We start from the raw sequence: 25,026 nt of genomic DNA, 5'->3' as shown, positions 1-25,026 counted from the left end.
CTCCGGTCCAGTCATAGTAAATCCGGTGTGCTTTTTGAACGGCACCCGGATTTTCCAAGCTTCATGCCCCTCATAACTGATAATGCCTCAGCAACGGCTGATAGACCTTGCGGGAAAGCCAGGAAATCAGCGCCCAAACGCTACGTTGATAAACGTTCAGGTGCCGGACGTAAACCATGCTGTATTCAATCTCCGGTTGGCAACCGCGAACCCTTTTGAAATCTGGCGCACCAGAACTCAAATTGAGAAACAGCTTACGATCCATGGCATAGCGTAACGCAAAGGCGATCAGCCGACGATATAGCGCCAATGATGCGGGTAATTCCGTCCGATAGCCGACGATCGGCACCGTTACCGTCTGTTCCAACTGAACCATTCCCAACACCCCCACCATCTGCTGCTGGTGGAACAAACCGTACAGTTGCAACGCACCCATTTGCGAGGCCTGAGATAAATAACCAGCGGTAAACTGCACATTCTGGCGGCTGTATTTATCCAGGTAGAGCTGGTTATAAAGGCGTTCGGCACACTGCATCAGCTCGGGAGCATCAGCAGACAGCCGTTTGAACTCCCATCCCATCTGATGCAGCAGTTTGTCATCCCGGCGCGCATTGATTTTTCCCCACCAGCGTAAAGGATCGTCCAGGCAATAAACCTGACGGCTGACGATAGGCAGCCAACCTTGCCGGGAGAGCCGCGCCAACAACTCGGGAGTCTGCTGCCAATTAAGCGAACGGATCATCAACGTATGCTGGGGATAGCGCTGCAATGCCTGTTGCCGCAACGCGTCAGTATCCAGGGATTGCCAGTGGCTGCTGGTTATATTGGTCGAAAGGCACTGATTATTCAGCACCTGGAGCCGATCGACGTGTGCCAGCAATAAGGGCCACTTAAGCAGCAGCGTCAACCCGTTGCTCAGCGCCCGCAACGCGCCGTTATCGATTTTGATAATTTCATCCCGCGCGTAATCGACGATCAGCGCCAGCGGGGAAACCACATAGCAATTACCGGGTACGTAATCATTAACCGTCGCCGGTATCCAGAAACCATCCTGTTGATACTCGGTCATCGACGTCTGGAGATTGGCGATCATGCCTGGTTGTTGTAGCAGAGCCACTTGCAGGCGCTGCCAATCATTAACCTGCTCCATGCTAACCGTCCCACTCGATATCGAAAGTGCTGGCATCGGTGAGGGGCCGCCGATAGCGTAAGCTGCGGTATCCCATCTCTAACAACGCACACCACTGCGCTCCGGCACTTATCGGCCAACGGCGATCGTTGAGCAGATTAGGCGCTTGGCGAAAGTCCCGCCATAGCGTCACCAACTGCTTATCGCGCCAAGCCTGCCAGGCAAAGAATAACAGTATGATCACGCCCACATGTCCTGCCTTGGGCTGCGCTGGCTGGTATTGCAATTGCCCATCGGCGGCGATGGACATCTGAGACCCCAACAAATGCAGGCCGCTGGTGGCCCTGGGGTTACACTCAATAACAAAAATCACCCCGTCCTGTTCGATAAAATCGAACGCCACCTGGCCATGAAAACCGGTTTTTTCCCCAAACTGACAGACAAAATCGTCTAGCCGCCGATCCTGATAGGGGACAAAGTAGCTGCCTGCGGCCTGATTGAAACAATATTTGGGTTGATATGCCTGATGAGCGATCAGCCTGCCATGTTCGAACACAGCATAGTTGCACAAGGCCACGCCGTTTAATTTCTGCTGCTGCACCCAGGGGATATGCTCGTTGAGCTGCCGATCGTTCAATACACCCGGTTTTGGCGTACGGATCACTTGGCGACCAAAGCGTGAATAAACCGGTTTCAAAATGGTCTGGGGATCGTCTGCAATTTGCGAGCAAGAGGTCAGTAATCGGGTCGCGGGAGTCCGCACCTCGCCCAATGCCGTTAACAGGCTCAGGCTTTGATATTTATGATGCAGTTCAAATAGCAACTGCCGCTCTGGCATTAGCCACTCGGTAGGCCCGATATACGCAGCAAACGCCTGGGAGAGGTAGAAGATCTCCTCACAAGTAGGGATCAGCAACCCAATAGCATGTTGGTCGAGATAGCCTTGCAGATGCTGTTGATACCCGGCAAGGTCCTGGCGCGGTGAGGGAAGCCGTAGATAACCTTCAATCCCTTGTAAAAAGCGGCCCAGCGGCCATTTAAGACTGTCCGCCAACCAGACGCGGTGCCCGCTGCGCAACGCAATACGTGCCCACTCTATTGCGACCGGAGCCCGTGCTCCAGTAATCAAAATATTCATTATCTACGTATACCCTTCCCTGTAGCATCACCCGCCAATCATAGCGTTAATGGTAAAACTGAGGCGAAAAAAATACCGTGTTGAGTCACCCAACACGGTATTCATAGCAGGAAGGTTAACGATTATTCCACGGTAACCGACTTCGCCAGGTTACGTGGCTGATCCACATCGGTACCTTTGATCAGGGCGACGTAATAGGACAAAAGCTGCAACGGCACGGTGTAGAAGATCGGTGCGACGATTTCTTCCACGTGCGGCAGTGGGATGATGGTCATCCCTTCGCTGCTGACGAAGCCAGCATCCTGGTCGGCAAACACATATAGCTGGCCACCACGGGCACGCACCTCTTCGATATTGGATTTAAGCTTCTCCAACAGCTCGTTGTTAGGCGCAACCACGATCACTGGCATGTCGGCATCGATTAATGCCAGCGGGCCGTGCTTAAGCTCACCGGCGGCGTACGCCTCGGCGTGGATATAGGAGATCTCTTTAAGCTTCAGCGCCCCTTCCATCGCGATCGGGTATTGATCGCCGCGGCCAAGGAACAAGGCATGATGCTTGTCAGAGAAACCTTCCGCCAGCGCTTCGATGCTCTTGTCCAATGACAGCATCTGCTCGATACGCGCAGGCAACGCTTGCAGACCGTGCACAATGTCATGCTCTACGCTTTCCGCCATGCCTTTCAGGCGGCCCAAACGCGCCACCAGCATCAGCAATACAGCAAGCTGGGTGGTAAAGGCTTTGGTGGAAGCAACGCCGATTTCGGTACCGGCCTTGGTCATCAGCGCCAGATCGGATTCACGCACCAGCGAAGAACCCGCCACGTTGCACACCGCCAGAGAACCCAAATAGCCCAGCTCTTTGGACAGGCGCAGCGCTGCCAGCGTATCAGCCGTCTCACCGGATTGAGACAGGGTGATGATCAGGCTGCCTGGGCGTACCGCTGACTTGCGATAACGGAATTCAGAGGCGATCTCGACGTCACAAGGCACACCGGCCAGCGCCTCGAACCAGTAACGAGCCACCATCCCCGAGTGGTAAGAAGTCCCACAGGCGATGATCTGCACGTGCTGCACTTTTGACAGCAGTTCGTCAGCGTGCGAGCCAAGCTCACTCAGGTCGATCTTGCCATGGCTGAAACGCCCCTCAAGGGTGTTTTTCAGCGCCATTGGCTGCTCAAAAATCTCTTTTTGCATGTAATGACGGTACGCGCCTTTGTCACCGGCGTCGTATTGCACCTGAGATTCGATCTCCGGGCGCTCAATCGCATTACCCTGCTTGTCAAAAATGCTGACGGTGCGGCGGGTCACTTCTACCACGTCGCCTTCTTCCAGGAAGATAAAGCGGCGGGTTACCGGCAGCAGGGCCAGTTGGTCGGAGGCAATGAAGTTTTCGCCTACGCCACGGCCAATCACCAGCGGGCTACCTGAACGGGCAGCCACCAATACGCTCGGATCACGGCTATCCATCACCACGGTGCCATAAGCGCCACGCAACTGCGGGATCACACGCTGAACCACTTCCAGCAGCGTACCGCCCTGCTTCTGTTCCCAATGCACCAGGTGAGCAATCACCTCGGTATCAGTTTCAGAACTGAAGTGATAGCCACGCTCAATCAGTTGTTCGCGCAGCGGTTCGTAGTTTTCGATGATGCCGTTATGCACCACCGCGATGTAATCTGAAACATGAGGATGCGCGTTCGCTTCTGAAGGTTCACCATGCGTCGCCCAACGGGTATGGGCAATCCCGGTACCACCATGCAGATCCTGTTGCTCTGCCGCTTCAGCCAGTTTTTGTACTTTACCGACACGACGTAGACGGCTGACGTTCCCCTCGCTATCCACCACGGCCAGACCCGCTGAGTCATAGCCCCGATATTCCAGGCGGCGTAAACCTTCCAGCAGGATCTCAGCGATATCACGTTGCGCTACTGCACCTACAATTCCACACATCTGTTGTATTCCTAATTAAACGCCTTGTGGGCGCTTTCGATGTCTCGACCTGATTTTTGCCGGTTTTACCGTGCTTCCCCGAGCCTGTAGAGAATGGGGATTATTATGTTTTGCTCTGTACTCTTTAGCGAAAGTACAGAGCAAAACCCTATCACCACCCCTCTCCCAAAGGAGAGGGAGGTAAAAATATTACTTTTTCTTGGTTGGACGCTGCCAGCCTTGAATATGCACCTGCTTGACCCGGCTCAACACCAGCTCATTATCCGCAATATCACGGGTCACCGTGGTACCTGCAGCGATCGTCACCCCTTTACCTACGGTGACCGGAGCCACCAGCTGAGTGTCCGAACCGACAAACACGCCATCGCCAATAATGGTTTTGTGCTTGTTGGCACCGTCGTAGTTGCAGGTAATGGTACCGGCACCGATATTCACATCGTCGCCAATTTCGGCGTCGCCCAGATAGCTCAGGTGGCCAGCCTTGGAGCCTTTGCCCAGGCGGGCCTTCTTGATTTCCACGAAGTTGCCAACGTGGGCACCTTCTGCCAGTTCGGCACCAGGGCGCAGACGGGCAAATGGGCCAACGGTACAGGCCGCTTCCAGCTGCGCATTTTCCAGCACGCTGTAAGGGCTGATCTCGCAGTCGTCGCCAATCACGCAGTCTCTCAGTACGCAGCCAGCACCGATCTTCACGCGGTTACCCAGCTTGACCATGCCTTCGATAATCACGTTAGCATCGATGGAGATATCACGGCCATGTTCCAGTACGCCACGCAGATCGAAGCGTGCCGGATCCAACAGCATCACGCCAGCCAGCAGCAGCTTCTCCGCCTGCTCGGCCTGATACACGCGTTCAAGCTGCGACAGTTGCAGACGGTTATTCACGCCTTCAACTTCGCTCAGGCGCGCCGGGTGTACCGCCTCAATCTTGTTACCCTCGGCATGCGCCAAGGCAATGATGTCGGTAATATAGAATTCACCCTGCGCGTTATTATTATTCAACTTGCCCAGCCAGCGCTTCAGATCGCGGCCATTGGCCACCAGAATGCCGGTGTTGATCTCATTAATCTGGCGCTGCTCATCGTTGGCATCTTTATGTTCGACAATACCCACCACGGTGCCGTTTTCGCGTACGATGCGGCCATAACCGCTCGGGTCTTGCAGCTTCACTGTCAGCAGGCCGATCCCCCCCTGAGGTTTGGCTGCCAGCAGACGCGTCAGCGTTTCGACGGCGATCAGTGGCACATCGCCATACAGCATCAGCACGTCTTCATCATCGGCAAAATGCGGTGCCGCCTGCTGCATAGCATGGCCAGTTCCCAACTGCTCAGCCTGCAACACCCAGTTTAGTGCATCATTGCGCAGGGTGCTTTTCAGCAGCTCGCCGCCGTGGCCGTAAACCAGATGGACGTTTTTGGCGCCCAGCTTCATGGCGGCATCAATGACGTGCTGCACCATTGGCTTACCCGCCAGCGGATGTAACACCTTGGGAAGGTCGGAATACATGCGTGTTCCCTTGCCCGCGGCGAGGATAACCACGCTCATTGCGCTGTTAGACATAAGCAACCTGATAACTCCATTTTGATGGACGAAAGTAAAACCGTTTGATGGCGGAATTACTACATATTTCTCTACACGAATCCGGCGCAGGCCGCATGGCTCCTAGCCTGCCGCCAATGGCTGTAATCCAACCGTACGGTGAAAAAACTGTCGGCGATCGGCGACGCTTAATTCAACTGAAAGCGCTAATACAGCACAATGCCTAGCCGGATGAAACGCTTATTTTAAAACAAAAAAAAAGCGACCCACAGGGGCCGCTTTCTTATTTCCACACGCTGCAGGCAACGCGGGAATTTACATCGCTTTTCTGGTGAGCTCGATAACGCGCAGTTTCGCGATCGCTTTCGCCAGTTCAGCAGATGCCTGAGCATAGTCGACATCGCCATGAGAGCTACGGATGTGCTCTTCAGCTTTACGCTTAGCTTCCAGCGCTCTCGCTTCGTCGAGGTCCGTTCCACGGATGGCAGTGTCCGCCAGCACGGTTACCACGCTCGGTTGTACCTCAAGGATACCGCCGGACAGGTAGATGAACTCTTCTTCACCGTGCTGTTTAACAATACGCACCATGCCAGGCTTGATGGCAGTCAGCAGCGGCGCATGGCCAGGGAAGATCCCCAGTTCGCCTTCGCTGCCTGTCACCTGGATCTTCTGCACCAGGCCGGAAAACATCTGTTTTTCCGCGCTGACGACATCCAGATGGTAAGTCATAGCCATATCACCCTCCTCTCAAGGCGTTACAGTTTCTTGGCTTTTTCCACTGCTTCTTCAATGGTGCCAACCATGTAGAACGCCTGCTCCGGCAGGTGGTCATAGTCGCCGTCCATAATGCCTTTGAAACCACGGATGGTGTCTTTCAGCGATACGAACTTGCCCGGAGAACCGGTAAAGACTTCTGCCACGAAGAACGGCTGAGACAGGAAACGTTGGATTTTACGCGCACGGGATACAACCAGCTTGTCGTCTTCTGACAGCTCGTCCATACCCAGGATGGCGATGATATCTTTCAGTTCCTGGTAGCGTTGCAGAATAGACTGCACGCCACGCGCTACGTCGTAGTGCTCCTGGCCAACTACCAGCGGATCCAGCTGACGGCTGGTGGAATCCAGCGGGTCAACGGCCGGGTAGATACCCAGAGAAGCGATGTTACGGCTCAGTACCACGGTTGCATCCAAGTGAGCAAAGGTGGTGGCTGGTGATGGGTCAGTCAAGTCATCCGCAGGAACGTAAACGGCCTGCACAGAGGTGATTGAACCGGTCTTGGTAGAGGTGATACGTTCTTGCAGAACACCCATCTCTTCCGCCAGCGTTGGCTGATAACCTACCGCCGATGGCATACGGCCCAGAAGTGCGGACACTTCGGTACCGGCCAGGGTATAACGGTAGATGTTATCGACGAACAGCAGTACGTCACGACCTTCGTCACGGAACTTCTCAGCCATGGTCAAACCGGTCAGCGCAACGCGCAGACGGTTACCTGGTGGCTCGTTCATCTGGCCGTAAACCAGGGAAACTTTGTCCAGTACGTTGGAGTCGGTCATTTCGTGGTAGAAGTCGTTACCCTCACGAGTACGTTCACCCACGCCCGCAAACACAGAATAACCGGAGTGCTCGATCGCGATGTTACGGATCAGCTCCATCATGTTTACGGTTTTACCTACACCAGCACCACCGAACAGGCCGACTTTACCACCCTTGGCGAACGGGCAGATCAGGTCCATTACCTTGATACCGGTTTCCAGCAGATCCTGGGAGTTGGACAGCTCTTCGTAGCTTGGCGCCGGGCGGTGAATAGCCCAACGTTCTTCTTCGCCGATGTCGCCCTTCATGTCGATTGGTTGACCCAATACGTTCATGATACGGCCCAGGGTAGCTTTACCTACCGGTACTTCAATTGGGTGCTGCAGGTCGGTTACGGCCAGACCACGACGCAGACCGTCTGAGGTCCCCATTGCGATACAGCGAACCACGCCGCCACCCAGCTGTTGCTGAACTTCCAGCACCAATTTCTCGGAGCCGTTTGCGACCTCAAGAGCGTCGTACACTTTTGGTACGGCATCCTGAGGGAACTCGACGTCCACCACGGCGCCGATTACCTGGATAATCTTTCCAGTAGCCATCTTGAATCCTCTACGTAATTCGTAAACCTAGCTTAAACCGCGGAGGCTCCCGAAACGATCTCGGTGAGTTCCTGAGTGATGCTGGCCTGACGCGCCTTGTTGTATACCAACTGCAGCTCTTTGATCAGGCTACCGCCGTTATCGGTTGCGGCTTTCATCGCGACCATTCGTGCGGCCTGCTCGCTGGCCAGGTTTTCCACGACGCCCTGATAAACTTGCGATTCCACATAACGGCGCAGCAAGGTATCAAGCAGCACTTTTGGATCGGGTTCATACAGGTAATCCCAGGATTTTTTCTTCAGTTCACTGTCATCAGAAGGTGGCAATGGCAGAAGTTGCAGTAACTGCGGTTCCTGGGACATCGTATTAACAAATTTGTTGCTGACAACGTACAGCTTGTCTAAACGACCTTCGTCGTAGGCTTGCAGCATCACTTTCACTGGACCGATCAGATCCGACAGGGAAGGGTTATCCCCCATGCCGGTCACCTGGGCAACCACGTTGCCGCCCACGGAACCAAAGAAAGAGGCCGCTTTTGAGCCAATCAGCGCTAAATCAGCTTCAACGCCTTTTTCAGACCAGCGTTTCATCTCTGCCAACAGCTTCTTGAACAGGTTGATGTTCAAGCCGCCACAGAGACCACGGTCAGTAGACACTACCAGATACCCGACGCGCTTAACGTCACGCTCATCCAGGTACGGGTGCTTATATTCCAGATTCCCTAAAGCCAGGTGACCAATCACCTCGCGCATGGTCTCTGCATAAGGACGGCTGGCCGCCATGCGTTCCTGCGATTTACGCATTTTGGAGGCGGCGACCATTTCCATCGCTTTAGTGATCTTCTGCGTGTTTTGCACGCTGGCGATCTTACTACGTATCTCTTTTGCGCCGGCCATCTCTGCTTCTCCTCATTGCCAGCGGCCTGCCGTCTTGCAACGTCAGGCCGCTATGCGTTACCAGGACTGGGTTGCCTTGAAGGTATCGAGGATGCCTTTCAGCTTGCCTTCGATCTCATCGTTATAAGCACCAGTTTGGTTGATGTGGTTCAGCAGTTCGGCATGCTCGCGGTCCGCAAAAGCAACCAGAGCGGCTTCGAAGCTGACAACTTTCGCCACTTCTACGTCGTTCAGGTAGCCACGCTCGGCGGCAAACAACACCAGAGACTGTTGTGCGACGGACATCGGCGCATACTGTTTCTGTTTCAGCAGCTCGGTCACTTTCTGACCGTGGCTCAGCTGTTTACGCGTTGCATCGTCCAGATCGGAAGCGAACTGAGAGAACGCAGCCAGTTCACGATACTGTGCCAGAGCGGTACGAATACCACCGGACAGTTTTTTCATGATCTTGGTCTGTGCTGCACCACCCACACGGGATACGGAAATACCCGGGTTAACCGCCGGACGAATACCGGAGTTAAACAGGTTGGATTCCAGGAAGATCTGACCATCGGTAATCGAGATTACGTTGGTCGGAACGAACGCGGAAACGTCACCCGCCTGGGTTTCAATGATCGGCAGAGCGGTCAGTGAACCGGTTTGGCCTTTGACTTCACCTTTGGTGAAGGCTTCAACGTAGTCGGCGTTAACACGCGCAGCACGCTCCAGCAAACGGGAGTGGAGGTAGAATACGTCGCCTGGGTAAGCTTCACGACCTGGTGGACGGCGAAGCAGCAGGGAGATCTGACGGTAAGCAACGGCCTGTTTGGACAGGTCATCGTATACGATCAGCGCATCTTCACCACGGTCACGGAAGTATTCACCCATTGCGCAACCGGCATATGGTGCCAGGTATTGCAGTGCAGCGGATTCTGACGCGGTAGCCACAACCACGATGGTGTTGGCCAGTGCGCCGTGCTCTTCCAGCTTGCGCACCACGTTAGCGATGGTGGACGCTTTCTGGCCGATAGCCACGTAAACGCATTTGATACCGGAATCGCGCTGGTTGATGATCGCATCGATCGCCAGGGCGGTTTTACCGGTTTGACGGTCGCCGATCACCAGCTCACGCTGGCCACGACCGATTGGGATCATGGCGTCGACCGATTTGTAGCCGGTCTGTACAGGCTGATCAACAGACTGACGTTCGATAACGCCAGGTGCGATAGTTTCAACCGGAGAGAAACCGTCGTTGTCAACCGGGCCTTTACCGTCGATAGGTGCGCCCAGGGTGTTGACTACGCGGCCCAGCAGGCCGCGGCCAACCGGAACTTCCAGAATACGGCCGGTACATTTTACCTTCATGCCTTCGGCCAGATCCGAATACGGACCCATTACCACGGCACCTACAGAGTCACGCTCCAGGTTCAATGCAATTGCGTAACGGTTGCCTGGCAGTGCGATCATTTCGCCCTGCATAACCTCGGCCAAACCGTGTACGCGGATGATCCCGTCGCTGACGGAAACGATGGTACCTTCATTGTGAGCTTCGCTCACTACATTGAACTGAGCAATGCGCTGCTTGATCAGTTCGCTGATTTCGGTGGAATTCAGTTGCATGCTCCAGTCCCCTTAAGACTGCAAGACGTCTGCCAGGCGCTCGAGACGGCCACGTACGCTGCCATCGATCACCAGATCACCAGCACGGATAATGACACCGGCCAGTACAGACTTGTCAATTTTGCAATTCAGCTTAACTTTGCGTGACAGACGTTTTTCCATCGCAGCGATAATCTTGGCTTGCTGTGTGTCGTTCAGTGCGCTCGATGAGAGCACCTCGACTTCGACGGTGGATTCCAACGCGGCGCGCAGTTCGATGAACTGTTGCAGCACCGCAGGAAGGACCAGTAAACGCCCATTTTCGGCCATTACACGGATAAAGTTCTGGCCATGTTCGTCGAGCTCATCGCCACAAACCGCAATAAACGTGTTGGACAAGGTTTCTGGTGCTACCGCACCGGAAAGCAGTTCCGCCATCTGTTCATTACGCGTGACAACAGCAGTAAACGCCAGCATTTGCTGCCAGCGTTCTACGCTTTGGTTCTCAACGGCAAAGTCAAAAGCTGCTTTGGCGTAGGGGCGAGCTACGGTGATAAATTCAGACATCAGCCCCTCCCTCCTTACAGTTCAGCGACCAGTTTATCAACGATGTCGCTGTTAGCAGCTTCATCCACGGAACGTTCGATGATCTTCTCGGCACCGGCAATTGCCAGCATCGCGACTTGCTTACGCAACTCTTCACGAGCGCGCTTACGTTCGGCTTCGATCTCAGCCTGAGCCTGCGCCACGATTTTGTTACGTTCCTGCTCGGCTTCTGCTTTCGCTTCGTCCACGATCTGAGCTTTGCGTTTGTTTGCTTGCTCAATAATCGCCTGGGCTTCCGCTTTGGCAGTTTTCAGCTGGTCGGTCGCATGGGCTTGCGCTAAGTCCAAATCTTTTTTGCCACGTTCTGCGGAAGCGAGGCCATCAGCAATTTCTTTCTGACGCTTCTCGATGGCAGCCATAATTGGCGGCCATACATACTTCATGCAGAACCAGACAAACAGGATGAACGCGATAGCCTGGCCGAGGATTGTTGCGTTAAGATTCACAGCACAATGCCTCTTTAAAAGTTAATAATGTGGTTTCTTTGTAGAGTGTGAACCCTACTTACGCGACAGCAAACATCACGTACAAACCCAGACCAACAGCGATCATCGGGATGGCGTCAACCAGGCCCATAACGATAAAGAACTGTGTACGCAACAGCGGGATCAGATCAGGTTGACGTGCAGCGCCTTCCAAGAATTTACCACCCAGGATGCCGATACCGATCGCAGCACCGATTGCCGCTAACCCCATCATAATAGCGGCAGCCATGTACAGCAGATCCATATTCAGGTTTTCCATGACAGTCTCCAGTTTGTTTCAGTTTAATAGTGCAAGTGTTTTAAGAAAATCAGTGCTCTTCAGACGCCATCGACAGATAGACAATCGTCAGAACCATGAAAATAAAGGCTTGAAGCGTAATGATCAGGATGTGGAAGATTGCCCAAGGCAAACTCAGCATCCACTGTGACCACCACGGCAACAGACCAGCAATCAGGATGAAGATCAACTCACCCGCATACATGTTGCCGAACAGTCGCAGACCCAGTGAAACAGGTTTGGACAGCAGGCTGACACCTTCAAGGATCAGGTTAATGGGAATAAATACCGGGTGGTTGAACGGCTGCATGGTTAACTCTTTGACGAACCCACCAATGCCTTTCATTTTAATGCTATAGAACAGGATCAGGACAAATACGGCCAACGCCATCGACAGCGTGATGTTCACGTCGGCGGTAGGGACGACACGCAGTGCCGGCAGACCAAGCTGGGTTCCGATATAAGGCAGGAAGTCAACCGGGATGAGGTCCATCAGGTTCATCAGGAACACCCAGACGAACACCGTCAGCGCCAACGGAGCAATCACCTTGCTCTTGCCGTGATACATATCCTTGACGCTGTTATCGACAAAGCCAACGATCAGCTCAACGGCGGTTTGCAGCTTGCCGGGAACGCCACTGGTGGCGTTTTTGGCTACCTTGCGGAAAATAGCCAGAAAAACCACCCCGAGGACGACGGAGAAAAACATCGAGTCGAGGTTAATCGACCAAAAACCAGTCCCGACCTGAAGCTGCGTCAGGTGGTGACCGATATACTCCTGTGGACTGTTGAATCCCTCTGCAGACATGATGCCTCTACCCTTATTTAGTTAATTTCGGTAACTGTTAATCACGGCGGGTGCCACTATCTGCACCACTAACACCGCTAAATAGGTCAGGCCAAGCGGTACAAACGCCACTTTGAACACCCCAAGCGCCACGATCAGCAAAACGATGGTGATCACGACCTTTAGCCCTTCACCAATGGCGAACGACCAGGCAACCCGTCCGGGTGCCGGCGTCTGTGCCTGGTGACGCAAGGCAAACAGCATAAACATGGCATTGGGTAACCAGGCAGCCAGGCCACCTGCCAGTGCCGAACCGCTCCACTCCAGACTTTTCAGGCCGAAGGCAGCGCTGATCAAAACAAAAGTCATTAACTGCAGCAACAGCAACTTGCGTGCAACTTTTCCGCTGTACAGGGACACAGACATGACGTTTGTTCTCTCCGTACCCCTGAGGGGGTATGCCGACGTATAAAACTGCCTTTGCGGTTCTGAGTCAAGCAGCAAAAAACGTGCAAATTATACGGGCCACTCCAACGAATTCAATCGATAAGTAGCGAAAAGGTGAACAATTATTTAAATTTCCCCTTTTCGGGCTCTTTTCACAAGAAAATGGCCGGAATAATCGCTCGCATTTATTTGTCTGACTATTCCACGGTTGCGGTAAGAAACGTGCAACCGATCACAATACTGACTATTAATGAGTTATAGCCCAGGTTCACGACCGAGGTCTTTAGCTTTTTGGGCGATCAAAAAATATTATAAATCAAATCATTACAACGTAACCGTTCAAAAACAATCCTTATACCCCGTAAAAACCTTTTATTGACATTCACAGGAATAATAAAGCAACACTCAATTAACACTGACAGCAAATCGGAATCTTTCACACATTGTTGCTAACGTGACTATCACCCACTGGAATGATGCATTTTTGACACAACAATGTTAATCAAAGGTAAATAAGCTAAGGGGAGAATCTATATGATTAGCCTGCTTGCTATTTATCTTCTATACCCTACACCAATCGCTGATTATTTGATGCTAAACAATTCTGATTTGGCTTTAGTGAGCTTTCAGGACGATCAAATGGCGCTCGCCCTCCAGCTCCGGCACCTGCAAACGCTCCACCGACTCCAAAGCAATCCCTTCTGGCAACTGAGCCAACTCGTCTTGCGGGCAAACCCCTTTCAGCGCATAAAAACGCCCCTGCCCTTTGGCTGGCAGATGGTGACACCAGGCCAACATGTCTTGCAGTGAAGCAAAAGCACGGCTGATCACGCCATCAAACGGCGGTTCTGCCACAAACTCTTCTACACGGCTCTGTACCGGCTCGATATTGTTCAACCCCAGCTCATGCTGAACCTGCCGCAGGAAGCGTACGCGCTTGCCCAGGCTGTCTAACAGGGTGAAATGCGCATCGGGCCGCACTATTGCCAACGGAATGCCAGGCAAACCAGGGCCGGTGCCAACGTCGATAAAGCGTGAACCTGTCAGATGGGCATTCACCACGATGCTGTCCATGATATGACGCACCAGCATTTGCTGCGGATCGCGAACGGAAGTGAGGTTGTAAGCCTTGTTCCACTTGTCGAGCATAGCGACATAGCCCAACAATTGCTGTTTTTGTTGATCGGGAAGCGAAATTCCAGCCGCCGAAAGCAACGAATCCAATTTTTTTTGCACAACAGAGTCCTCTGACAGGCGTGGAACAGCAGGCCAATCTGCAACTGCTCTCTTAGGCAGTCTATGATAATTCAGGCTTGAGGTGATGTCAGCGGCCGTTTGCTCAGCAGATAGGCAAACGGCCACCCGGTGAGCGTATTTATGCGCTGCGGCGCAGTAAGCCCTGCTTTTTCAGCCAGATCAGCAAAATGGAGATCGCTGCTGGGGTGATACCGGAAATGCGCGAAGCCTGGCCGATCGAGTTAGGTTTGTGATCGTTCAATTTGGCGATCACCTCATTGGACAATCCGGAGACCTGACGATAATCGAGATCAAGCGGCAGCACGGTGTTCTCGTTGCGCTGCTGCTTGTCGATCTCATCTTGCTGGCGAGCGATGTAGCCTTCGTATTTCACCTGAATTTCCACTTGCTCAGCGGCTTCGGTGTCTGCCAGTGCAGGAGCAAAAGCAGCTACTGCGGTCAGTTGGCCATAATCCATTTCCGGGCGGCGCAGCAATTCTTCGCCGTTGGCTTCGCGTGACAGAGGCGCTTTCAGCAGGACGTTAACCTGTTCGACGTTCTCTGAATGCGGGTGCACCCAGATATCACGCAGACGCTGGCGTTCCTGTTCGATGTGCTCAAGCTTTTCGCAGTAGCGCTGCCAGCGTTCATCGTCAACCAGCCCCAGCTCTCGGCCTTTTTCCGTCAGGCGCAGATCGGCGTTGTCTTCACGCAACATCAGACGGTATTCGGCACGTGAGGTAAACATGCGGTACGGCTCTTTGGTGCCCAGAGTACTGAGATCGTCTACCAGTACCCCCAGGTAAGCCTGATCGCGGCGTGGTGACCAGCCTTCGTCTTCAACGGCATAACGCCCGGCGTTCAACCCGGCCAACAGGCCTTGTGCAGCAGCTTCTTCGTAACCGGTGGTGCCGTTGATCTGGCCTGCGAAGAACAGCCCTTGAATAAATTTGCTTTCCAACGTCGGCTTCAGATCGCGTGGATCGAAGAAATCGTACTCGATGGCATAACCAGGGCGAACGATGCGGGCATTTTGCATCCCTTCCATCGAACGTACGATTTGCATCTGAACGTCAAACGGCAAACTGGTGGAAATCCCATTCGGGTAGATCTCGTTGCTGGTTAACCCTTCAGGTTCCAGGAAGATCTGGTGCGCATTACGATCGGCAAAGCGCATCACTTTGTCTTCGATCGATGGGCAGTAGCGTGGGCCGATCCCTTCGATGATCCCGGCATACATCGGGCTACGATCGAGGTTATTGCGGATCACGTCATGCGTTTTTTCATTGGTGTGCGTGATGTAGCACGGCACCTGTTGCGGATGCTGGCTGGCGTTGCCCAGGAAAGAAAACACTGGGATTGGCGTATCGCCATGCTGCTCAGCCAGAACGCTGAAGTCTATGGTGCGTGCATCGATACGGGGAGGTGTACCCGTTTTCAGGCGATTGACACGCAGAGGCAGTTCACGCAGACGCTGTGACAAAGAGATCGACGGAGGATCCCCGGCACGGCCACCGCTGTAGTTTTCCAGGCCGATGTGGATCTTGCCATCTAGGAAGGTGCCCACGGTCAGTACTACCGCTTTGGCACGGAATTTCAGCCCCATCTGGGTCACCGCACCCACCACGCGATCGTTCTCGACGATCAGATCCTCAACCGGTTGTTGGAAGATCATCAGGTTTGGCTGGTTCTCCAATGCGGTACGAACGGCTTGGCGATACAGGACGCGATCTGCCTGAGCTCGAGTGGCTCGCACTGCCGGGCCTTTGCTGGCGTTTAGTATCCTAAACTGAATGCCTGCGTGGTCGATCGCCTTGGCCATCAGCCCGCCGAGTGCATCGATTTCCTTGACCAGATGCCCTTTCCCGATACCACCGATCGCCGGATTACAGGACATTTGTCCCAGCGTGTCGATATTGTGGGTCAGTAATAAAGTCTGACGTCCCATACGTGCCGCAGCCATGGCGGCTTCGGTTCCGGCATGGCCACCACCGATGATAATGACGTCAAATTGCTCTGGATAAAACATGGAACAGCACCTCGGAGTACTTGCGAACGATCGTTGTTTGCCCTGGGGGGAGGATTCTACTCAAGTTTAGTCGATCGACCAAGCGGTCAGGATCTTAGGTAATTAAAAGAAGATCTTTTTTATTTAAAGATCTCTTTATTAGATCTCTTATTAGGATCGCGATCCTCTGTGGATAAGTGATTATTCCAGATAAAGATCAGCCGATTAAGCAGGATCGTTTGCTGTGAATGATCGGTGATCCTGGTCAGTATAAGCTGGGATCTAAATGGCATGTTATCCACAGGGCAGAAAGCGTACGACGGTTGTTATTGGGATAACTACCGGTTATACCCTGCTTTCAAGCCTAGTTATACACAATCGTTCGCGCGATCTTTAACCGAATTAGAGTAAAATAATCCAATTCTTCAGCCATTCTTCGGCAGGATCCTCGGGAATTTCATGTTGGGTCACGTCGATCTCGAGACGATCGCCGATCCTTTTCGCTCCACGAGCCTGGAAAAGATCGTCGATCTGTTTGATCGCACCACAGAAGGTATCGTACTCAGAACTGCCCAAACCGACGGCACCAAACTGCACCTGAGATAAATCAGGCTGCTGCTCTGCCAGTTGTTCCAGCAGCGGCTGCAAGTTATCTGGTAAATCACCGGCACCGTGAGTGGAGGAAACCACCAGCCAGCGGCCTGACAGCGTCAATTCATCCAATTCAGGGCCATGCAGCATTTCTGTTGAGAAACCTGCTTCTTCGAGTTTCTCGGCCAAATGTTCAGCCACGTATTCTGCGCTGCCAAGCGTGCTGCCACTGATCAGAGTGATGTCTGCCATGAATGAATGATCCCAACCTTAAACTCAAGAGGCCGTATTGTACTCTGTGAATCAGCTGGGATCTACCTGTGGATAATATGGGTATAACGATCGAGGGAATCTGGATCCACCCACAACATCTACGGTTCATCAGACACAATTATGGTGCTATTTTTTCATAATTGATTGATTTAACTAGCTAGAAATTCTGTTGGCGGGGGCTGAAGCCATCTTGCCAACCTTGCCGTGGTGGTTGCTATGTGAGGATAAGTTTTATTTTTCAGCTGGTGGATAAGACAGAGGGGGGCGCGAAAGCCCTGTGCATGAGCGCAGAAGCAGGCTGGCAGTATGATGACATGATCAGCCGCGGCTATGGTTAACCCTGTCACCCATTCCTTCATCAAACCCTAAGGTCTTCAAATCGCAGCTTTGCTCCCCTAGCTTCTCCCGGGCTAGGGGGCAAAAGATCGGTTATAGCGTGATGCGTCCCATCATTAGCAACCAGATGACGATGGCATCAAGCAGCAACAGGATAGCCAGATAAAAAATTTCTTTATTCTGGAACAGCGGCTGATTGTCACCCTTCTCTTTACGAGACCATATGAACACCGGTAGCCCGCAGGTAAGCAGAATGGGGACCAGTGCTACATATTGGATTTGGCTGGCATAAAGGATAAACAGGCAGAATATGACGCCAAGAATGCCGCTGACAAGGGCAAATTTACGCCCCTTTTTGGCATACTGATCATACTCTCGATTGAGGCAAATTTTCGCCATATACAAGGTCGTAGTGATATATGCAGGTACCACCATCAATGCACTAATGTTGTACATCGTGTTCCAGGCGTCATTAGAAAAATAGACTAATAACATCGCGGCCTGCATCACAAAACTGCTGACCCAAAGGGAAACATTGGCGGCCTGTTTACTATTGGTGCGCGCAAAAGCCCGTGGGAAAGCGCCTTTTTGCCCGGCAACCATGGGAATTTCGGCGCAGAGCATCGTCCAGGCTAGCCAGCCTGCCAGTACGGAAATAATCAATCCTACGTTCATTAACCAACCACCCCAGTGACCGACTACTTTCGCCAGGACGCCTGCGGTTGATGGATTACTGACTTGAGAAAGTTCAGCCTGGGGCATAACGCCAAACGGCAATATTGACATCAGTATGTAGATGATAAGCGCCAATAGAAAGCCCAGTAGCGTGGCCTTACCGACATCTTTCTTGTTTTTGGCGCGTCCTGAAAGAACGACGGCGCCCTCTACGCCAATAAATGCCCATAGTGTTACCGTCATTGGGGCCAGAATTTGCGACATCAATGATACGGGCTTAGCGTGGTTGCCGACCCCTTCAACGATTTGTGGTGCCGTTCCCCAAAAGTTGCTAAACAGCTGAGAATAGTTGATTAAGAAGCCCAGTATGACAACTAACAGCACCAGTGGTACAAGTTTGGCGATAGTACCGAGAGTGTTCACAAAACCTGCAACTTTTGTCCCGGACAAGACCAGGAAGTTGTAACCCCAAATCAAAACCGAACCGCAGATAATTGAATTGAGGTTATTCCCATCGGTGAATACACCGGGGAAAAACTGGTTTAACGCATCCATCAAGATTACGGCGAAGGCGACGTTGCCAAAGGCAGTCATCAGCCAGTATCCCCAGGCGACGTTGAAAGCAATAAATGAGCCGAAGCCCTCCTGGGCGTACATATAGACACCCGCCTGTAGGTCTGGGCGCAGGTCGGACAATAGGCGAAACGAGTTAGCGATAAAGTAGATACCAATACCTGCGATAAGCCACGCGATAATGATCGGCCCTACTGCCGAGGTAGCAGCTGTGTTTTGGGGCAGGCTAAATACCCCACCGCCCAGCATAGAACCTACAACAATGGCGATTAATGCAATTAGCCCGAGCTTGTGCTCGCCGTCCGTCTTTGCTGCGTCAGTAGCACTTGTTGCTGATGTTGAAGATTGATTTGACATAAATAAAACCCTTGCATCGGAATAGACATCACCCCGGCCCTGGCGGGTCGGAGTGATGAGATAACCAGCTGATTATTGACGACCTTTTTTAATTGTTGGAGACACCCGGCGTTTGAAACGGAGCTGTTCCGGCCGCTTTACGGCTTCGCGTTCATCTTCAATGATGGCTCTTACCCAAAAATCACCATATTCATCAACGTTGATACCCTGGATCTCATGTTCAAAACCTGGGAAGTGCTTATCAAAGTCCTGTAAAGCACGCAGATAGCCCATAATGCCTTTGCCGCCCACAGGCAGACGTTCACCTGGCATTAATACTGGAATACCTGGCGGATAAGGGACCAACATGCTGGCGGCAATACGACCAGAAAAGTCATCCAGGCGGATGTGTTCCGCCTTATAGCGCAACACTTTCTGATAGGCCGCAGACGGAGTCATCACCGGTTCAGGGTCGGTATTAACCGCCTCATTAATGTGGTTCATCAGATCCAGCTCGCGCATTTTTTCATGCATCTGCTGGCAGAGTTGTTTCAGGGTCAAGTTATCGTAATGCGGTGATAGACCTTTCAAAGATGTAATAGCATCAACGGCAAGCGCATCGGAGTCATAGAGTTTTTTAAAGGTCAGCAGGCTTTCAATTAACGTGCCCCATTTTCCTTTGGTGATACCTACAGAAAACAGAATGAGGATCGTGTAATCGCCGGTGCGGGCAATTTCAATCCTTTTGTCATCGAGGAATTTGGTAATCAAATAGCCAGGTATACCCTGTTCTTGATAACTACCGTCCAGATTAATGCCTGGGCAGGTAATGGTGACTTTTACCGGATCAAGCATGCTATTGGTATCAATCAGATCTTCATCGTGAAAGCCGTGCCAGCTATCGCCCGCACACAATTCCCAACATTCAGGACCCTGGTTGAGTAGCTCAAGCGGAGCCTCTTCAAAGCTGTACTGTTTACCCGTTGCCTTATCATTAACCTCCGCCGGCTGTAGAACGTCAAAAAACCAGGCTGATTCGCCCTCTTGTTCACGAATCTGGCGTTTAACGGAAACGACGGCTTTTCGGAACGCAATCGCTTCATCGATCGACTCCTGTACCAAGGAACGACCGGAGTCTCCCTGCATCATACTTACCGCTACATCAATTGAAGCAATGATTGGGTAAAAGGGAGATGTGGTGCCGTGCATCATGAAGGAATCGTTAAAATCATCAAAATCCAGCGGCGCGCGGTGGCTTTTTTTCACATGGATCATTGAGGCCATTGATAGAGAAGGCAGCATTTTATGGGTCGACTGCACGGCAAAAATGGTCGGACGATCGGGAGTGTCTTCAACGTCCATGGCGAAACGGTTCTTATACATCGGATGGAAACGGGCATATGCATACCAGGCTTCGTCAAAATGAATACGTGGTACGCTGGCTCCCAGATATTTCACCACGTCATTAACGTTGTAACAGAAACCATCATAGGTACAGTTAGTGACAACCGCATAAGTAGGCGAGGTGTCTACCGCATCTGAAGTCAGCGGGCTTTTGGCGATCAACTCATCAATACTTTCTTTTTTCAGGCGTTGAGTCGGTATTGGGCCAATCAGCCCATAGGCATTACGCGTGGGCTTAAGATAAACTGGACGTGCCTGGGAAAGGGTAAGACCATGATTTAGCGATTTATGGCAGTTACGGTCGACAATGGCAATTTCATCCGCAGCGACCGCCCCTTGAGCCACGATACGATTGGAGCCGGATGAGCCGGAAACGCCATAGAACGTCCAATCAGCGCCAAAAAGCTCTGCGGCGATGTCTTCTGATTTTTTGGACGGCCCAGCATGAATGAGGTAATCCCCCATTTCAGCGGTAGCGACCCCGATATCGGCCCGCATCATGTTTTCGCCGAAGAAGTTGATAAATTCGGTACCGACAGGATGCTTTAAATAGGCCATGCCGCCCATATGCCCTGGGCAGTCCCAGTAATAGTCGCCGTCTTCGGTAAAGTTTTTTAGCGTTTTAAAGTAAGGCGGCAGCAGGTTTTCAGCATATCGGTGAATAAGCGTATAAATACGGTTGGCAGTGAAGGTTGGGGTTTCAGAAAATAAATAAATATACTCATTTATCTCTTTGAGTATAGCAAGGGGTACCCCGTCAGTGACATTATCTTCAGATAATAAGAAAAGAGGCGCAGTGGCATTTCGCTTACGGAAAACATCAATGAACTCCTGACATTCAATACCTGTTTCAGGATTGCTTGAGTCCCAGTAAATCGCTACTGCACTGTACTTTTGGCTTTCATTAATAACCTTCACGGCATCGCTAATCTGATCCACAATGAAGGTGGTAAATCCTCTGGCTTTAACCGCCGCGTTGAGCTCTTCGAGAGCTTGTATCGCGGGATTATTTTGTTTTAATCCTCGAGAGGATACAAACAAAATATTGTGATTAAACTTCATGATTAATTACCTTTTTTGAATGAATAAATGAGTGGCCACCGATTAATAGGCGACAAAACATGACGTCTGAACAACAAAAATTGGGTTATAGCTTTATCGTACCATTCATAAAGAGAAATCCTGTAAATGCATCAAGAGCGATTAATGATAAGAAAATTTTCATTTCATTACCCTTAAATATTTTTTTTATTCCTCCATCATGGATACGTGCCCAAAAGAATAACGGTAATCCCAGAGTTAAAAGCATTGGTACCATGGCAAGATATTTCGGCTCGCTGGCGTAAAACATAAACAAGCAAAATAATAGCCCTATGACACCACTGATTAGTGCACTGATACGGCCATTACGAACATAATTATTATATTCACCATTGATACATAACTTGCATAAGTAAGCGGTGGACAGCAGATAGACGGGTAAAACTGTCAAGGCTGAAATCGAGAGCATGGCTATCCAGGCGTTACTTGAAAAGTAAACCATCAAAACCACAAGCTGCATTAAAGCGCTGCTGACCCATAGTGAAACCGATGCCGCTCCTTGATGGTTTCGTCTGGCAAATTTTTCTGGGAAAGCTGCATTTTGGGCCGCAACCATAGGGATTTCTGCACAAATCATGGTCCAGGCTAACCAACTGGTTAACACCGAGATCAGCACACCAATATTAATCAGTCTTTCGCCCCACTCGCCGACAACAATCTTCAGGATCCCTGCCGTTGATGGCGTGGCGATCACGCTCAGTTGTTTTTGAGTCAAGACCCCGAAAGGCAGGATAGAAATCAAGATACATATGATAAGTGAAATGATAAAACCAATTAAGGTTGCCCTGCCGACATCTTTTTTGTTTTTTACTCTTCCAGACAACGCAACGGCACCTTCAACACCAATAAAACACCATAGAGCAACATCAAGTGGCGACTTTATCTGGGAGAATACCGAGCCTAGATACTCCTTAGGAAATAAAGGATTGTTTGCCCAGATGTTACTGGTGAGTTCGTTAACGTTAAGGAAATAAACCAGAACGAATACAAATATCACTAGGGGTATTAATTTTGCTAACGTCCCTATAATATTTAGCGCACCAGCAAGTCTTGTGCCAGACAACACTAAAATATTGAATCCCCAGATGAGAATTGATATGCCAATAATTGAAGGGATATTATTCCCGCCGCTAAAACCTCCCGGGATAAAATAATTCAGCGTATCCATCACCATGATACCAAAGGCGACGTTGCTGAAAATAGTCATCAGCCAATAGCCCCATACGACAATAAATGCACAGAAGGTACCAAAGCCTTCCTGAGCGTACATGTAGATGCCAGCCTGTAGGTCTGGCCGAATATCCGAAAGAATAATAAATGTACGAGAAATGAAAAACATTCCGAAACCGCAGATTAGCCAGGCTATAGTCACAGAACCTACTGCTGAACTGGCGGACATATTCTGTGGTAGCCCATCAACGCCGCTGCCAATCATCGAACTGACGACGATAGCAACTAATGCCAAAAGACCTAATTTTTGATTGCTATCTTTTCCTGCTATGCCTGTAGGCATAATTTATCTTCCTCTTATAAAAATAACGGTATAGATTGTTATTTTTTTTAGCGTAAATCCTTTTTCCTTTTAAGGTGGAATTCCCGAAATTAATGCTGAGAGTACTAACTAATTTTGAAGGGTATTAGTGTGGAGTTGATTTTCATACAGATAAAGTCAGTTATCGTAGATAGCTGACTTTATCTGATAGACATTATTTAATGTCGTTAATCCACTGCTTAAATTCTTCCAGCTTGCTTTCAGGTTTTTGCTTGCAGGCTTTGATGACCAGTGGAACGTAGGTGGTTTCTACTTCATTCCAGTCAACATAATCACCTTGCTGAAAAACATTATCTTTATTGACCACCCAGAATGCTACGGGGGTCATTGCCTTAGGATTCAGATCGATAAATTCTTTGCAAGTCATATCCTGCGGGGTTGTTTTAACCGTGGTTTCTGCGTTGGCAACATTAATGCCAGCTACAACCAAAGCGGAAGCGATAAGGATATTTTTGGTAAATTTAGTCATGATAACTATCTCCTGTTAATAATGAAAATATTGAAAAATGTGTTGAAATTATGCGCCGGAGTAACTGTCCTTATGATGGTTTAAACCATAGTTAAGCATGAAGAAAAACCATGAAGTTAACACCATTTCAAGACCGATTAACATTACGGTTAATAGATATGATGTGTTTTCACCAGCACTCAGCCAGAGGAATGCAATAGCAAAATCCAGGATCCCGATAAAAATACACCAGTAACGCCCAATCATTTCACTATTGTTAAATGCTGTGGTCAGACGACTCAATCCTCCTAACAAAAATAGAATGCAAATGAGCATTGAAAGAATATTCATTCCTATCATGGGGCTTGATAAAAAACTCACTCCCAGAAAAACATAGATAATACCGAACAGAAGCAATGAAAAAAAACTCGAAGTGTTTTTTATGAAAGCGAATGCGCTGACGAAGGAGTATACCCCTGAAATAACAAATAAGCTTCCTATAAGGTAGCTCAAAGCAATGCCAGAATAGACAGGGATCAGTAAACATAAAGTGCCGCACAGTAAAAACAATACGGCTAAAAACAAAGCTGTTTTTTTATATTTGCTCAATATCCGGAGACTGAGTTTGTTAATGGTATCACTGTCAATATAAACCATGATCTCTCCCTTGCTTGCCACGCCTGTTATCAGCGCATGATCAAAGTGTAGTTCTATAAAGTGAGAGAATAATATTTTAAACGACTCATTAGGTATATAAGAGCATATAACGACAGATGTCGTATGATTCCTACATATGTAAGACTTACATTTATAATTATTAACAGATTACTGATATTTACGTGCATAACCAAATTAATCAACAATTGATCAACATGCTTCAGAAACACCCTATTGATGCAAACGTGCCCTCCGTAAACTCGATTTTCAATCTTTTTTTGATTTTACTCAAATCATGTTTGGGCTGTTTTACACAGCACCACGGGCCTATCATAGAGGCTTGTGGGCTGTGAAAAATCGCTTATTAAGGCGTAATGGTACGCATGATAGGATTCTGCAGGGAGATCAGCGTCTCCGTTGACTGAATCTCATCGATGGTCTGGATCTTGTTGATCAGAACCTGTTGCAACGCATCGATCGAACGGCACATCACCTTGATAAACACGCTGTAGTGGCCGGTGGTGTAATAGGCTTCCACTACTTCCTCCAGGCTTTCGAGCTTTTTCAGCGCCGAAGGGTAGTCCTTGGCACTCTTCAATATGATGCCGATAAAACAGCAGACGTCGTAACCCAGCTGCTTTGGGTTCACATCAACCCGCGTTCCGGTGATGATCCCGGCCTGTTTCATCTTCTCCACGCGCACATGAATGGTGCCGGGGCTGACGGCAAAATTCTTCGCCAGTTCGGCGTAAGGCATGCGGGCATTCTCCATTAACGCGTTGAGGATGCCGCGATCGAGATTATCGATCTGATAAATTTCTGCCATTAAATGCCCCTTTAATTGCCGTTTGTTGAATTATCACC

The 25,026-nt window shown here is 50.6% G+C and carries 22 protein-coding genes; all 22 read right to left on the bottom strand.

Annotation, left to right across the window (positions count from 1 at the left end):
* Positions 1-70: 70 nt before the first annotated feature.
* The 22 genes from KGP17_RS27200 to asnC all read right to left on the bottom strand — a co-directional run bounded on the left by KGP17_RS27200 (position 71) and on the right by asnC (position 24,988).
* Positions 71-1,150: a GNAT family N-acetyltransferase gene (locus KGP17_RS27200; RefSeq protein WP_223498647.1), complete on the bottom strand. Its 1,080-nt coding sequence runs from the start codon at positions 1,148-1,150 to the stop codon at positions 71-73.
* Position 1,151: 1 nt separating this feature from the next.
* Positions 1,152-2,267, bottom strand: a complete 1,116-nt coding sequence (locus tag KGP17_RS27195; protein ID WP_223498646.1) for a hypothetical protein — start codon at positions 2,265-2,267, stop codon at positions 1,152-1,154.
* Positions 2,268-2,389: 122 nt separating this feature from the next.
* The gene (gene glmS / locus KGP17_RS27190) at positions 2,390-4,219 is read right to left on the bottom strand and encodes a glutamine--fructose-6-phosphate transaminase (isomerizing) (RefSeq protein ID WP_115160432.1); all 1,830 of its coding nucleotides are present in this window, start codon (positions 4,217-4,219) and stop codon (positions 2,390-2,392) included.
* A 189-nt stretch (positions 4,220-4,408) separates the two neighbouring features.
* On the bottom strand, positions 4,409-5,779 hold the full coding sequence (gene glmU / locus KGP17_RS27185) for a bifunctional UDP-N-acetylglucosamine diphosphorylase/glucosamine-1-phosphate N-acetyltransferase GlmU (RefSeq protein WP_115160431.1): 1,371 nt from the start codon (positions 5,777-5,779) through the stop codon (positions 4,409-4,411).
* A gap of 294 nt (positions 5,780-6,073) precedes the next feature.
* Entirely contained in the window at positions 6,074-6,493 is a 420-nt protein-coding gene (locus KGP17_RS27180; protein ID WP_004933814.1) for a F0F1 ATP synthase subunit epsilon, read from the bottom strand.
* A 20-nt stretch (positions 6,494-6,513) separates the two neighbouring features.
* A complete protein-coding gene (gene atpD / locus KGP17_RS27175) occupies positions 6,514-7,896 on the bottom strand; it encodes a F0F1 ATP synthase subunit beta (RefSeq protein ID WP_021181425.1) in 1,383 nt (460 codons plus the stop codon).
* Between the two features lie 32 nt (positions 7,897-7,928).
* Positions 7,929-8,792, bottom strand: coding sequence for a F0F1 ATP synthase subunit gamma (gene atpG / locus KGP17_RS27170; RefSeq protein WP_059199283.1), 864 nt, complete (start codon positions 8,790-8,792; stop codon positions 7,929-7,931).
* 57 nt (positions 8,793-8,849) lie between these two features.
* Positions 8,850-10,391, bottom strand: a complete 1,542-nt coding sequence (gene atpA / locus KGP17_RS27165) for a F0F1 ATP synthase subunit alpha (RefSeq protein WP_021181427.1) — start codon at positions 10,389-10,391, stop codon at positions 8,850-8,852.
* A gap of 12 nt (positions 10,392-10,403) precedes the next feature.
* Positions 10,404-10,937 (bottom strand): F0F1 ATP synthase subunit delta, encoded by a 534-nt coding sequence (gene atpH / locus KGP17_RS27160; protein ID WP_024527380.1) that lies wholly within the window; start codon positions 10,935-10,937, stop codon positions 10,404-10,406.
* 14 nt (positions 10,938-10,951) lie between these two features.
* Positions 10,952-11,422 carry a F0F1 ATP synthase subunit B gene (gene atpF, locus KGP17_RS27155; protein WP_021181429.1) on the bottom strand — a complete coding sequence of 157 codons (471 nt, stop codon included), beginning with the start codon at positions 11,420-11,422 and terminating at the stop codon, positions 10,952-10,954.
* A 58-nt stretch (positions 11,423-11,480) separates the two neighbouring features.
* Positions 11,481-11,720, bottom strand: coding sequence for a F0F1 ATP synthase subunit C (atpE, locus tag KGP17_RS27150; RefSeq protein ID WP_004393045.1), 240 nt, complete (start codon positions 11,718-11,720; stop codon positions 11,481-11,483).
* Between the two features lie 49 nt (positions 11,721-11,769).
* Positions 11,770-12,546 carry a F0F1 ATP synthase subunit A gene (gene atpB / locus KGP17_RS27145; protein ID WP_021181430.1) on the bottom strand — a complete coding sequence of 259 codons (777 nt, stop codon included), beginning with the start codon at positions 12,544-12,546 and terminating at the stop codon, positions 11,770-11,772.
* A 21-nt stretch (positions 12,547-12,567) separates the two neighbouring features.
* Positions 12,568-12,951: a F0F1 ATP synthase subunit I gene (gene atpI / locus KGP17_RS27140; RefSeq protein WP_021181431.1), complete on the bottom strand. Its 384-nt coding sequence runs from the start codon at positions 12,949-12,951 to the stop codon at positions 12,568-12,570.
* 636 nt (positions 12,952-13,587) lie between these two features.
* Entirely contained in the window at positions 13,588-14,208 is a 621-nt protein-coding gene (gene rsmG / locus KGP17_RS27135) for a 16S rRNA (guanine(527)-N(7))-methyltransferase RsmG (protein WP_223498645.1), read from the bottom strand.
* A 139-nt stretch (positions 14,209-14,347) separates the two neighbouring features.
* Entirely contained in the window at positions 14,348-16,237 is a 1,890-nt protein-coding gene (gene mnmG / locus KGP17_RS27130; protein ID WP_021181433.1) for a tRNA uridine-5-carboxymethylaminomethyl(34) synthesis enzyme MnmG, read from the bottom strand.
* A gap of 381 nt (positions 16,238-16,618) precedes the next feature.
* Complete coding sequence (gene mioC, locus KGP17_RS27125; RefSeq protein WP_024484681.1) at positions 16,619-17,059, bottom strand: FMN-binding protein MioC; 441 nt, start codon at positions 17,057-17,059, stop codon at positions 16,619-16,621.
* A 450-nt stretch (positions 17,060-17,509) separates the two neighbouring features.
* Complete coding sequence (locus tag KGP17_RS27120; RefSeq protein ID WP_223498644.1) at positions 17,510-19,021, bottom strand: basic amino acid/polyamine antiporter; 1,512 nt, start codon at positions 19,019-19,021, stop codon at positions 17,510-17,512.
* Between the two features lie 72 nt (positions 19,022-19,093).
* Positions 19,094-21,466 (bottom strand): Orn/Lys/Arg decarboxylase N-terminal domain-containing protein, encoded by a 2,373-nt coding sequence (locus tag KGP17_RS27115; RefSeq protein WP_223498643.1) that lies wholly within the window; start codon positions 21,464-21,466, stop codon positions 19,094-19,096.
* 85 nt (positions 21,467-21,551) lie between these two features.
* Positions 21,552-23,018, bottom strand: a complete 1,467-nt coding sequence (locus KGP17_RS27110) for a basic amino acid/polyamine antiporter (RefSeq protein WP_223498642.1) — start codon at positions 23,016-23,018, stop codon at positions 21,552-21,554.
* A 193-nt stretch (positions 23,019-23,211) separates the two neighbouring features.
* Complete coding sequence (gene hdeB, locus KGP17_RS27105) at positions 23,212-23,526, bottom strand: acid-activated periplasmic chaperone HdeB (RefSeq protein ID WP_059199288.1); 315 nt, start codon at positions 23,524-23,526, stop codon at positions 23,212-23,214.
* Positions 23,527-23,574: 48 nt separating this feature from the next.
* Positions 23,575-24,162 (bottom strand): DUF308 domain-containing protein, encoded by a 588-nt coding sequence (locus KGP17_RS27100; RefSeq protein WP_071925988.1) that lies wholly within the window; start codon positions 24,160-24,162, stop codon positions 23,575-23,577.
* A 364-nt stretch (positions 24,163-24,526) separates the two neighbouring features.
* Positions 24,527-24,988 carry a transcriptional regulator AsnC gene (gene asnC / locus KGP17_RS27095; protein ID WP_021181440.1) on the bottom strand — a complete coding sequence of 154 codons (462 nt, stop codon included), beginning with the start codon at positions 24,986-24,988 and terminating at the stop codon, positions 24,527-24,529.
* Positions 24,989-25,026 lie beyond the last annotated feature (38 nt).

Source organism: Serratia sp. JSRIV001 (assembly GCF_019968745.1).
Lineage (GTDB): Bacteria > Pseudomonadota > Gammaproteobacteria > Enterobacterales > Enterobacteriaceae > Chania > Chania fonticola_B.
The sequence above is the reverse complement of the archived record's forward strand: the minus strand, read 5'-3'. Positions and strand labels throughout refer to the sequence as shown.